General features: G+C 45.0%; 11 protein-coding genes. 7 read left to right on the forward strand and 4 right to left on the reverse strand.

Annotated elements, in window-relative coordinates:
- Nucleotides 1-354: 354 nt before the first annotated feature.
- Together hel308 and GWK48_RS00695 are read left to right on the forward strand one after the other, a co-directional pair.
- Nucleotides 355-2,451 (forward strand): ATP-dependent DNA helicase Hel308, encoded by a 2,097-nt coding sequence (gene hel308 / locus GWK48_RS00690; protein WP_174628685.1) that lies wholly within the window; start codon nucleotides 355-357, stop codon nucleotides 2,449-2,451.
- Entirely contained in the window at nucleotides 2,402-2,599 is a 198-nt protein-coding gene (locus tag GWK48_RS00695) for a hypothetical protein (protein WP_425487482.1), read from the forward strand. Before hel308 ends, GWK48_RS00695 begins: the two co-directional genes overlap by 50 nt.
- Here the strand turns inward: GWK48_RS00695 and GWK48_RS00700 are convergent.
- The 3 genes from GWK48_RS00700 to GWK48_RS00710 all read right to left on the reverse strand — a co-directional run bounded on the left by GWK48_RS00700 (nucleotide 2,596) and on the right by GWK48_RS00710 (nucleotide 7,068).
- A complete protein-coding gene (locus GWK48_RS00700; RefSeq protein WP_174628688.1) occupies nucleotides 2,596-4,170 on the reverse strand; it encodes an acyl-CoA carboxylase subunit beta in 1,575 nt (524 codons plus the stop codon). The two genes, GWK48_RS00695 and GWK48_RS00700, sit on opposite strands and share 4 nt — an antisense overlap.
- 565 nt (nucleotides 4,171-4,735) lie before the next feature.
- Nucleotides 4,736-6,352: an ABC transporter permease subunit gene (locus GWK48_RS00705; protein ID WP_174628690.1), complete on the reverse strand. Its 1,617-nt coding sequence runs from the start codon at nucleotides 6,350-6,352 to the stop codon at nucleotides 4,736-4,738.
- On the reverse strand, nucleotides 6,349-7,068 hold the full coding sequence (locus GWK48_RS00710; RefSeq protein ID WP_174628692.1) for an ABC transporter ATP-binding protein: 720 nt from the start codon (nucleotides 7,066-7,068) through the stop codon (nucleotides 6,349-6,351). The genes GWK48_RS00705 and GWK48_RS00710 overlap by 4 nt, the downstream gene beginning before the upstream one ends.
- Before the next feature lie 430 nt (nucleotides 7,069-7,498).
- On the opposite strand from GWK48_RS00710, the gene GWK48_RS00715 reads away from it, so the two are divergent.
- The 5 genes from GWK48_RS00715 to GWK48_RS00735 all read left to right on the forward strand — a co-directional run bounded on the left by GWK48_RS00715 (nucleotide 7,499) and on the right by GWK48_RS00735 (nucleotide 11,715).
- Nucleotides 7,499-7,807, forward strand: coding sequence for a DUF4898 domain-containing protein (locus tag GWK48_RS00715; RefSeq protein WP_174632378.1), 309 nt, complete (start codon nucleotides 7,499-7,501; stop codon nucleotides 7,805-7,807).
- 69 nt (nucleotides 7,808-7,876) lie between these two features.
- A complete protein-coding gene (locus GWK48_RS00720) occupies nucleotides 7,877-8,431 on the forward strand; it encodes a hypothetical protein (RefSeq protein ID WP_174628694.1) in 555 nt (184 codons plus the stop codon).
- A gap of 313 nt (nucleotides 8,432-8,744) precedes the next feature.
- Nucleotides 8,745-9,839, forward strand: coding sequence for a M28 family peptidase (locus tag GWK48_RS00725; protein WP_174628695.1), 1,095 nt, complete (start codon nucleotides 8,745-8,747; stop codon nucleotides 9,837-9,839).
- 235 nt (nucleotides 9,840-10,074) lie between these two features.
- Entirely contained in the window at nucleotides 10,075-10,605 is a 531-nt protein-coding gene (locus GWK48_RS00730; RefSeq protein ID WP_246263851.1) for a hypothetical protein, read from the forward strand.
- Between the two features lie 210 nt (nucleotides 10,606-10,815).
- Nucleotides 10,816-11,715, forward strand: a complete 900-nt coding sequence (locus GWK48_RS00735) for a BadF/BadG/BcrA/BcrD ATPase family protein (RefSeq protein ID WP_174628697.1) — start codon at nucleotides 10,816-10,818, stop codon at nucleotides 11,713-11,715.
- A 4-nt stretch (nucleotides 11,716-11,719) separates the two neighbouring features.
- On the opposite strand, the gene dcd is transcribed toward GWK48_RS00735, so the two are convergent.
- Nucleotides 11,720-12,199 (reverse strand): dCTP deaminase, encoded by a 480-nt coding sequence (dcd, locus tag GWK48_RS00740; protein WP_174628699.1) that lies wholly within the window; start codon nucleotides 12,197-12,199, stop codon nucleotides 11,720-11,722.
- Nucleotides 12,200-12,540 lie beyond the last annotated feature (341 nt).

Raw genomic sequence — 12,540 nt, forward strand, 5'->3', positions numbered from 1 at the left:
CTGCCACGTTTAAAAGTGAAAAATCTTCAAAAGTTAGACCACGCTAAATATATTATTAAAAGATTAGGTAAGGGGAAAAGAAATGGGTTTTGCCCCATGGAGTTCCTAAACTTTCTCGCAGTCCTAGGTTTTAGAATAAGAAGTAATTTTCAGCTTATTATTTATTGGAGAACAGAGAATAAATTGAAACTGATCGCAGTATCAGGTAGACTAAATGTCAGAATGACGTGCACTCCCTGGAGGTATATTAAGGTATAAGTCTTGTAGATTTCCACGTTGTTAGAAGTCCTTCCCAATAGTAGGTCCTAAAGTCCCATACATTATTAATTGGACAAAGCACCAAGTTATACCGTAATGAAAGTTGTAGACTTGAACGACCTTCCAGTGAAGGAGGAAATAAAGGTCATCTTGAAGAGGAGGGGAATTGTATCCCTGAACCCCGTCCAGTCGGAGGCAGTGGAAAAGGGACTCCTTGAAGGTAAACGTTTACTCCTGACCTCTCCAACCGGGTCTGGAAAGACGCTCATTGCAGAGTTGGGCATGCTCTCCCATCTAATGAGGGGAGAAAGGAGGGCAGTATATGTGACGCCTTTGAGGGCCCTTACGTCAGAGAAATTCGTAACTTTCAAGGACTGGGAAGCCCTGGGCATAAAGGTCGGGATGACCTCAGGGGACTACGACACCGACGATAGATACCTCAGCAGATACGACCTAGTAGTAACTACCTATGAAAAACTTGACTCCCTGTGGAGGCATAAACCAGAGTGGTTACTTGAGACCGACTACTTCGTCCTTGACGAGTTCCATTACCTAAACGATGGAACCAGAGGTCCAGTAGTAGAGAGCGTTGCCATTAGAGCTAAGAGAAATTTCCTTCTTGCCTTGAGCGCCACTGTCAGCAACAGTTCCCAAATAGCTCAATGGTTAAGTGCAATCCCCATTACCACCAACTGGAGACCCGTCCCATTAAAGGAGGGAATCCTGGTTAACGAAAGGAGAAGGAGCCAGATCTACTATTCTGATGGTTCCTCATATCCCCTCGCTGGGAGCGATCCTATTCTGTCCTATACTGAGAAGGTGGTCAACGAAGGAGGGCAAGTCCTAGTGTTCAGGAACTCTAGAAAGATGGCTGAAACTACAGCGTGGAAGATAAAGGAGCTCGACTTAAAGCTCAAGAAGGATGAGATAAAAGGGCTCCTCTCTAGGTTGGAGGAGGTCGAAGACGCTGGATCAACAGAGAAGGAAGCCCTAAAGGAGCTAATAGCGAGTGGGGTGGCGTTCCATCACGCTGGACTTTCTAGAGGACTAAGGGAGGTTATAGAGGACGGGTTCAGGAGAAGAATCATCAAGGTGATTACTGCAACCCCAACGCTGGCTGCGGGTGTCAACTTACCAGCCCGATCAGTAGTGGTAGGGGACATCTACAGGTTCAATAAGAAAATCCTTGGATATCAGGAGGAGATCTCCGTAATGGAGTACAAACAGATGAGCGGGAGAGCCGGCAGACCTGGATACGATACGGAAGGGGAGTCGGTCATAGTCGTGAGGAACCGAAAGGATGCGGAGAGGGTGGCAAGGAAGTACATCCTATCCCCACCTGAACCTATTGAATCCAAATTGGGTAACGAGTCAGCTTTCTACTCCTTCCTCCTAGGTATAGCCTCTGATGTAAGTTCCGAGGACGAGATCACGGAGGTGGCCCAGGAGTCCTTACTTGATAAGGAGCTGGTCAAGAATTACATAGAGAAGGGGCTAGCCTGGCTCAGGGAGAACGGATTCCTAGAAGGAGTTAAGCTCACCAGGTTCGGGAGGAGAGTGGCTGACCTCTACATAAAGCCCTTCACGGCTAGAGTGATAAAGGACACTATCTCCATGAACTCCAGCGAAAACTGCGATATAGCCTATTTCCACATGCTTTCCATGACCCCTGACGCTCCAGTCGTGAACGTGTCAGAGCAAGAGGGAGAGGACCTTATTGACATGGCCTACTGCCCACCGTTCGTTGACCCTGAAGAAGGAGATGAGGGTGAGGAGTATTACTCCGCGCTCAAAATTGCGCTAATTCTTCACGACTGGATAGAGGAGGTTGAGGAGGACCAAATACTTTCCAAGTATAGGATTGGGTCAGGGGATCTAAGGTCCATTGTAGAGACCATGGATAGGTTAACGTACTCCGGGTATCAACTGGCCCAAGTATTGGATCTGAAAGACCACGAAAAAATCCTCCTAAACCTAAATAGGAGAGTTAGCGATGGAGTGAAAGAGGAACTTGTTGACCTGGTCAAGGTCAGCGGAGTAGGTAGGAAGAGGGGGAGGCTACTTTACGAAAGAGGAATAAGAAAACCGGAGGATATAGTTATGAACCCTGACAAGGTGAAAGCCCTCTTGGGGGAGAAGTTAGGTGAGAGAATTGTCAAGGAAGCTGCAAGACTACTTGGAGGAGTTCTTTAGGGCTAAGGAAGGGGAGGAGATTGAATTTGAGGGGGAGGAAAAGGTGATTAGGGATCTGTCATTAATACTAAGGGCGTTATCACAAGAAGTAGGGATTGAGGAAAAAAACGGGAGGTATTTTCTACATGTCAGGAAAAAAAGACCTTAGAGGGGTATGTTTCCATGCTTCTTGGGGTACCTGAACTCCCTCTTGTTCTTCAACATGGCTAGTGCGGAGACCACGACCTTTCTAGTATCCTTGGGCTCTATGACGTCATCTATTAACCCCTTCTCTGCTGCCCAGTATGGGTTAGCAAATAGTTTCTTGTACTCCGCAATTCTTTCCTTGATAAGGTCATCTGGAGTCTTGCTATTCTGAATTTCCCTCCTATACAGGATCCTCACAGCCCCCTCAGGACCCGTCACTGCTATTTCAGCTGAAGGCCAAGCGTAGATCAAGTCCGCACCTAAGCTCTTTATACTCATGGCAATGTGAGCCCCTCCATAAGATCTCCTCACCACTACCGTTACCTTGGGCACTGTAGCTTCAGCGAAGGCGTAGAGCATTTTGGCCCCGTGCCTTATTATCCCTTTATACTCTTGGTCTGTGCCTGGCATATACCCTGGAGTATCAACTACGCTTATTAGAGGTATATTGAAGGCGTCACAGAACCTGATAAACCTCGCGGACTTATCCGCTGCATCTATGTCTATCGCTGCTCCTAAGTGTGCTGAATTGTTGGCTACAATGCCTACTACGTTGCCAGCCATTCTGGCAAAACCCACGACCATGTTCTGAGCCCAGTGCTTCTGAACCTCCATGAACTCTCCGTTGTCAACCATTCTATAGATGACCTCTCTTATATCAAAGGGCTTTACGGTGTCTGTTGGGACAACCTCTTCCACGTCCTTCATCTCCCTGTCAGCGGGATCCCCTAGATCCACAAACGGGGGTTCCTCCATGTTATTAGAGGGCAAGTAGGACAGTAACCTCTTCGTGATGTTTATGGAGTCCTGTTCGTTCTCAGCTATGAAGTGGACAACTCCGGACTTCGTAGCGTGGATAACTGCACCACCCAAGTCCTGGAAGGAAACATCCTCCCCAAGAACCACCTTAGTGATCTCTGGTCCGGTGACGAACATGTAATAGGCATCCCCCTTGATCATTATTATGAAATCAGTGAGGGCAGGGGAGTACACAGCACCTCCCGCAGCGGGTCCGGCCATAATTGTTATTTGTGGGACTACCCCTGAAGCCATCACATTTGATCTGAAAACCGCGCCATAACCTTCTAGGGCTACTGCACCTTCCTGTATTCTGGCTCCACCAGAGTCGTTGATTCCAACAACTGGCGCACCAACCTTAAGGGCTAGCTCGTATACCCTCGTTATCTTGGAGGCGTGGGTCTCGCCTAAGGTTCCGCCTATGGAGGTGAAATCCTGGGCGAAGGCGAAAACAGTCCTTCCCTCAACCAGTCCCCATCCTGTGACCACACCGTCACCATAGACTCTGTTCTTATCCAAGCCAAACTCTGTCGCCTTTGTTGTGGCGAAAGTCATTACCTCATTGAAGGTACCTTCATCGAAAAGTAGGTTCAACCTCTCCCTTGCGGTGAGCTTCCCCTTATTGTGCTGGAACTGGATTCTCTCCTCTCCCCCACCCATGTATGCTTTAGATTTCAGAGCCCTGAGCTCTTCAATTAGTTTTGCCATATCTGGCTTTTCATATGTGGCTGTCATATCCAATCACTCTACATATCAAGTTCTCTCTTAAAATTTTTACCATTTAAACATTAGGATTATTAGTCCTATTGAATTCTTATAATTATAATGACCTCAGAGTTCGCGCATGGAGACCTCATAGATCGGTTCCCGGATTCCTCATCACTGGTATGGAGAGTGAAGGACGAGAGGCTAAATATTTTTATCCAGGAACAAGGATGAGAGAAACCCTGATCCCTAGAGCTAGTTTAATCTTTAAATGTTGGTACGCTCAGTCCACGTTTTTTGTTTGCTCTCGTGTCATTCATTCGACCTTTAAAGTGTAGAAGGTCGAATATGAGACCCTTATATATCCCATACAACCACACCCAGCGTTCAATGTAACTCCTGTAGCACCCCTTAAAGGGTCAGTAAACCCCATTTAGGCCTACTGGCGAATATGTTTTATGGTTAGATTTGTTTCCTATTCTGATCTATTTTTACAAAGCAAGGAACAGCTCACTTATCAGGGTGGGGAGGGAGTCAGAATCTAGACCCTCCATGGATTGACAGTGTCTGTCTATTTCAAAAACAGCTATTCTGTTTACGCTGCATATATACCCTCTTCAGCGACGTATTTTTCCCTAGCTAGATCCATCAGTTTCCTGGTGAACACAATCGAGTACACGACAACGATGATGGCAAATAATACTGACAGCCAACCCACTAGGAGCAGGTTCCCTGTACTATCAGCTATGGCAAGCTCTTTCATTAGGCCCTGATGGACCTGGAGGGTTCTCCCGTCATAGATGTTGGTCCAATATTCCCCTATAGCAAGCCCTCCCCAGGCGCTATTGACCGTGCTCGTCAGACCTGTAATCAAATACGGCATCGCCGACGGGATAACAATTTTCCTGAGCCTGTCCCACCAGGATAGATTCAAGTTATCCATCACTTCCCAGTACTCCTTGGGTAGGTTCTTTACACCCATCCAGTAACTATAGAAAACGTAATAGAAAGTTGAGATGAAACCAAGAAACAAAACGTAAAACTCGTCTGTCAATCCGCCAAAGACTCGAGAAAAGATTGGGTAAGTGAACCCAAATAGAAGAGGGAAGTAAGCCGGTGCAGGGAAGGAGGCAAGTGATTGGATTACTGGGATGAGAACCATTTCCACCTTATGGTGTAGGGATACCCAGTAACCAACAAAAATTGCAATTATCAACGATATTAAAGCTATAATTGCGACACGGAGGTAGTCAATGCCAATCAGGATTAGATCGTAAGGGGTGGAGTCGACTACGGAGAACCACGCGGAAGAAGGAACTGAACTCACAAGAGTGAACACGGAATATGAGATAGCTAAGAGGAATCCTATTGCGAAGATTTTACCTAGGATTCCCCATTTAGCCGTAGACTCCCTATCCTCATCGAAGTCCTCTACCTTTGACCTACCCTTAGACACGTACTTAGCGACCTTAGTCACGGGAGCAATCGCATTACTCAGTTTGGCTGAATATCTTATTCTGAACCTTCCCCTTCTCATAGCCATGTTGACGGACTCGGTGTCTAGACCGTATCTCTGAACTGAATACATGGCGTACTCCCTTAAACCTAAAGTTACACCCGTAGTGACTATAGCCAAGATAAGGAGAGAGTACAAAGCTTGAGTATATAGCCCCAGTGAGGTGTACTTATAGATCAGAGACCCTATTCCAAAGACCGCGAATTGCGAATTTCCGACGCTAAATACCTCACTAACGGTAATATAAAACATGGCGTCAGCGAAACTCGGAATCAGGTTCGCCGCAATCCTTGGTATGGAGAAAGGGATGTAAAGCTTACTCATTCTTTCAAGAAAACTGAGCCTTAGGTTTTCTGTAACTTCCCTTAGGTTATCTGGAACAGTCTTAAAAGCCTGGTAGATCCCCATCCATATGTTCCAAACAACAGCAGTGAAAACTAGAAATATCACAGCCAACTCCACACCCAAGTAACCTCCGATATCAGTAACAAAGAAGATTAAGACTACAGGAAAGAAGGATATGACGGGGACTGACTCTAGAACCTCAGACAAGGATATGTAGACGTTCTCAAAGGTCCTGTTCTTTATGGCAATATATCCAAGTAACCACCCTGTCACAATGGAGAGAATAATAGTGACGAAGACCCTACCAATGGTAACACCAACAGCTAGAAAGGAGAGAAGGACGAAGTTCAAGTTTCCTTCATCCCCTTTACCTTTTTCACTGGTGTAAGTAACTTGTACAGGATATCGAGATATTCCTGGAATTTTGGATCCTTCAAGTTCCTAGGCCTATCTAGGTCAATTATAACCTCACCAACAACCGTTGCTGGACTCCCGTTAAGAACGTAAACCTTATCCGACAGCTCAACAACTTCGTTCATGTTATGCGACACAAGTACTGCAGATTTCAAAGACGTTTCCTCATTAAACAGCGTAGAGTAAATCTCTTGCCTTAATCCCTCCGCAGTCAGCTCATCTAAGTGAGCGAAGGGCTCATCCATCAGAAGAACGTAAGGGTCCGCTGCCAACGCTCTCGCTATGGCAACTCTCTGTCTCATTCCACCGCTCATCTGTTTAGGGTAAAAATCCTCGAATCCTTGTAGACCCACTACCTCAAGCATTTTCCTAGCTATTTTGTCCTCCTCCTCCCTGGGGAGCTTCCTATACTTGATTCCCAGCTTCACGTTTTCAAGGGCAGTTAGCCAAGGAAAAGTAGCAATGGACTGATGAATGAGGGCTATCCTGGGAGTGGGATGGGAAACCTTCCTTCCCATTAGCCTCACTTCACCATTGTTGGGCTTTACGAACCCACCTAGAATCCTAAGAAGGGTTGACTTTCCTACTCCGGAGGGTCCTACTATTGCTGTTAATTCATTCTCTCCAGACCTTAAATTCACGTTCTCAAACACCTTGTAATTATTTGAGTAGCTAAAGGCTAGGTTTATCCCCTCTAGGATTGTTCCATCTGACCATCCCAGTTTTCGGTCTTGTTCAATTCTTAAAAGCTTATCTATATTCTAAAACGACATTTGTATCAGTGAGGAGTAACTCAAAAACAGGTTGAGATCTTAAAATGAGTGTCCTTTGAAATTCAATTAATATTATTTTAATACAAATATTTTAGTTAACAGATATAGATGTAATAGAATTCTTGAAAAACAATAAATTAGTATTTATACAAAAATTAATAAACATGATTATATTACCAATGACTATTTCCTGGAGGTAACATGAAGATTCCAAGAGTAATCTTTAAATTTTATAGAAATCATATAGTCTTGTAACAGGATATAATGATAACAATGCTATCTACTTTCTCGCGGGTGATTTACATTGCTTATGCCTGAAACTATGGAGAGGAGGGACAATGTAGAAATTGAACCCGAGTTGTTAACATTATTGTCGTCTCTGGGAGTTAACTCCTCTCCGAAAAGAATACCCCTCAAAACGGTTTCTAGTCTAGAGAAAATACTCTCGCTAATACTTCCAAAGAATGTGTCAGACATGGTTATAGTGCTGTCTAAAGATCACGTCGGCTCACAGGGTAAATTTTCCTCGGCCACTAGAGCAGCCTTCCCCAGCTCTAAGGTCACCGTTTTATTCAGCCACAAATTAGATAAGGACGTTACGTTAGTATATTTTAAGTGAACGTCCCTGGAAAGTCACCTTTTTGAAATATGTAAAAGGGTCACAGCACTCCTATACTTCGGCTCTTATGTGAGAGAGGACTTCGTTGAGGGAATCTCCGACATCAATGTGCTAGCTGTTACAAACGATAGAGACGTCATGTTTGAGCTGGCTTCCACAAACTTGACGCCGATAGTAGTTAGTTCAGAACAGCTCAGAAAGATCTGTAACGATGGTGATCCGCTATGCTACTTTATTCTTTACGATTCCAAGGTAATTTGCGGATCTCTGCCGTCAGTCCAGTTTAAGAAGTCAGATAGTACGTGTAAGAAGCTTTTGGATTACTCCAGGGCACAACTGAGGATAAGCGCTGAAGGGTACATGAGAGGGGATGAAGTTTCAGCCCTCAACTATCTATTCAGGTCGGTGCGGTCTTTCATCAGGGCCAAGTGTTGCTTGGCAGGTTCAATACCCGTATCTAATCAGCAAGTGATGGAGTGCTGTAAGGAGCGTGTACAGAATGAAGTATGTGACATTTTTTCCACTACGGTCTCTTTAAGAAAGGACAAAAGCCCTGTGAACTTGACCCTAATTAATAATTTTAAGAAGATCTTAGATAATTCATTTGACTTGTCATCTAATTAATGAATTGATAGATGCGATGCGATTGAGACCGCATGGATAACGATTGAATATGAAAGTCGTCATAGATCAGAGTTCAGTTGACCTAGAAGACGTTCGCTCTTTGCGGATCCTCCTTTACCCCTACTGGTTACTATTTTAAGTCTTCATCGATTTGTACAAAACTAAATGCGCTTGATGAAGCGTTAATATAGATGTCCGGAAATTACACTGACCCCTTCCCTGCTCCAAAGGGCTGGGTCTGCCGTTCTTCTGTCGTTGAAAGTTTTCCTTTCTACTAGAATGACTTATTTTGTCCAACTCCTCCTTTAAGGCGATGAACCCTTCCGTTTTTGAGTTTCTTGAACTAGGAGAAGCAACGCATGGAAGCCCTCAGGAATCAAAAATCCTGGATACAATTAGCCATGGATTTCCTGAGCATACGGTAGTAAACATAACAACGAAGTACTGGGAGGTCAACAGCTCTGCAGTATACGTCAACGGTGAGAGACTGGAGGGAGTTGTAATGCCTTATACAAAGGGATGCGTAAAAGGGAAAATAGGGAGGGAGATCGGTCTGTTCCAAATGCCTTCCCATCCCTTCCTTTTGAAGAGTTTACCATTATCCCAGTACGAAGGGGTGCTCATTTATGAGGAAGGGAAATTGAGGAAAATAGTCTTACCACAGGGATCTCCCCCTTCCTTCTTCATCCCTAGGAAGGTGGAGGGGATTGCGGAGATCTGTTCCGAAAATGAGCTGGTTACTGTGAGCTCAAGGAACGTGGAGGTAAAGGTAAGGGATGGCGACTCCTATATCCTTTTCCTAGCCCATGTAGACCATTGGCTTACAGGGTTTCACGACAACCTATTCTCTGTTGGCCTTCTCATGGACCTGAAAAAGGACTTAGAGAAGCTTAACCTCAAACACGGAGTAAAGATAGTTTTTCTTAGCTCTGAGGAGGGCCCAAGATGCTGTACGGGATCCATGCAGTATCCGACTAAAGACGTGTTCTCTGTAATCTCAATCGATGCGACCTATCCCAGTAGGGTGGTCTACTCCTCTACCCCAGATCTATGGTCACTTTCATCTCATTTCAACCTAAAGAGGGTGGAGATGCCCACTCCTTTCTCAGATCATTTCCCCTTCGTTGCGAAAGGTATTCCAGGATTAGTCCTATACAACGATGACATGATAGGGGTATATCATTCCAACACTGATCTTCCCATCCCATCTGACGATGGGTATTACAAGGAGCTCAAAAGTTCCTTAATAAAGTTCACTTTAGAGTTGGATTCCAAGACGAAGGAGGAGCTAGACGAAAAATTCTTCGAGGTAGCTAGGCAGAGGGGGTATAGGGGAGATGTCAGGGATGGCGCCCTAGTTCCAGATCCTGAGACCTTGCTGACCAAATTCAGGGTTGAATCCTCTTGATAGATCCTTTAAACTCACTCGTAACCTCATGGTCTTCGCTAGGTTACTTAGGTTACGGGTTACCTCACCCCACTATTAAACATGTTTACAATTGACTAAAGTATAGTCCCTTGAGGCAGGAGGAACTGACATCCTCCCCGTCCTAAAGGTGGGGCTTTCCTCAACTTTGTAAAATACTTGTTAGTTCAGGAATCGAAACATGTCTTTATATTGATCTAAGGCATAATTATATGTGATGAGTATAGAGCTCTTCAACGACATGTCTAGGTACAAAAACAGGGCGACCCATTTCTTGAGATTTGGAGAGTACTCTGATGACATTCCGTTTAACCAAGCTGACGATGTATTTGGAACAGTGATATATCTTAAGGTGCCGGATAGCGAACAAATAATTGAAAGTAGCCAAGAAATAACTCGGATAATAAGACAGGCTTTGAACGTCAAGGTAAGGGAGTTGATCTCCAGGGACCCTGAGAAAGCTAGGGAAGTTTCCGAAGTCCTAGAGGACTCTGAGACTATAGACGAGTTCATGGAAAAATTCAAAACCGTAGTAGTAGCGTATGTACTATCCACCATGGACGGGAAAGGTGTGGATACCGTGATTGACCTGAAATCGTCAGCGCTGGACCTCATGGAGGCTACGGAAACTCTATTCTTGAAATCGGTTCCTTACTTAGATGAAGTGCAAAGTATCGGAAGACTGCTTGACAATATGAGGTTTAGTGTGGAGTCTCTCAAGGTTAAAGTAAACTCTCTGGTCGTCTAGTTCTCTACAGGTTCTTTTGAAACCTACGCCCTGAAGGTTCTGAGAGCTTAGAGTTGACGTAGATAAACTAGATTTTAACTGTCTTGACTCCTGTGAATCATTCCTCCAGATTAAAAACCCAGTTCAATGAAAGATAAGTTTCGTACAAGTAGGGCCATTAGTTTGACCGACAGACCTAAAATTTAAACTTCTAAAGTACATTATATCTTCATGATAGTTGTAGGTGTTGATGGAGGGGGTACCAAGACTAAGGCTACGTGTATAGAGTGCAGGGGAGGAGTCGGAACGTTAGTCTCCTCCTATGAGACAGAAGGCTCGAATTTCCACAACGTGGGGATAAAGACAGCCACCAAAAGGATAAAGGAAGCCATAGATAGGTGTACCGAAGGGAGGACCCCAGACCTGGTTGTCATGGGACTTGCGGGACTGGACTCCAGATACGACTTCAACGTATTGCGGGAAAACCTTTCCTCGGTTGGAAAGGAGGTGATCATGGACAACGACTCTTTCTTTATCCTTTACGGCGAAACGCGGGGAAAAAACGGCGTGATCGCCATATCCGGTACTGGTAGCGTTGTACTGGGCATAAAAGATGGAGAGAAAGTGAGGGCTGAGGGAGCTGGATGGTTTCTATCCGATACCGGTTCAGCGTATTGGGTGGGTAGGGAGACCTTGAGATATTTGACCAGGTGTCTTCAGGGAATAGAAAGTAGCTCCATGCTGTCTGAGACCGTAATGAGAAGTTTAAAGCTAAAGGACCTTGACGATCTGATTTACTGGACTTACCACAGGAAGCATAGGGTGGAAATGGTGGCCTCGATATCCAGGCTCGTGGATAAGGCATCTTCAAGGGGAGATGAGATCGCTCAGGGAATCCTCAAGAGGGCCTCAAGGGAATTCGGCAGGTCAGTGTTACACGTTGTGAGGAAGACCAACGTTAGTGAGGTTTACGTCCTAGGCGGAATGTTCAAATCCAAGGCGTACATGGAAGAATTCAAAAACCTTATGGGAGAGAACAACGTTCGCGTACTCCCAGTTGATAAGGACCCGTCCATGGGGTCTGTACTCTATGGATTGGACAAGGTTAATTGTAAGCTGAACGGTTATTAACACTCTATATCAGTCTACCGCCCTGGTACTTCCCCTGATAGGGTCTCTCCGTGGACGATTCCAGCTTCATGAAGATGAGATGAATTACTCCCATCCCCTTTCTGAGCTTCCCACCTCGAGTAGTTGAGATTGCTATGGTTATTTTCCCGTAATAGCCTGCATCTATGACCGTTGGCGGAGAAAGGAAGCCGTTTCTAGCTAGGGTGCTCCTCATAGTCATCAGTCCGATCGTGTCGTTGGGCATCCTTACTTCTTCACAACTTTCAAACAGGTAAGTGTTTCCAGGCTCAAGGACTGCGATATCCTTAAACTCGCGCTCCTCCAGGTCGCTCCTCTTGTCTGGGAGTTCTGAATTTCCCGTTACCCTCCAATACTTCTCACCACAGATTCGGAGGTCGTACCCGTTTTCCTTTACATTATCCTCTACGTAGTTCAACAGTAAGGTGCCTAAAGACTTCTTAATAGTCTGGTGGGTGTAAATCATTGAAATAATCCTTCTTCAATTCGCCTTATAATCGCGAGTCCTCATAAAACGTGTAGTTAGAAAGTAAGGAAAGTATCGCCCAGCGTGGATGTAAGAGTATAATGGGTAGAGGGGCTAAAAAGAGTTGGATTGAAATTAGAGCTACAGTTCCAATGAGGTTTCCCCTACCACCCCTCTGCCCAGCCTCCTCTCTAGTCATGGTAAAGACCTACATTTTGTCCTCTTTTGGTTGAAAGAAAATAACTATATCTAAAGTTTTCAACTATCCTCGCCCCACTAATATTTAATAAGGCTCAGGACTCTTAGTTCTTCATTTAACCTTTATATCCTTGCTCTTCTCA

Origin of the sequence: Metallosphaera tengchongensis (assembly GCF_013343295.1) — an archaeon.
GTDB lineage: Archaea > Thermoproteota > Thermoprotei_A > Sulfolobales > Sulfolobaceae > Metallosphaera > Metallosphaera tengchongensis.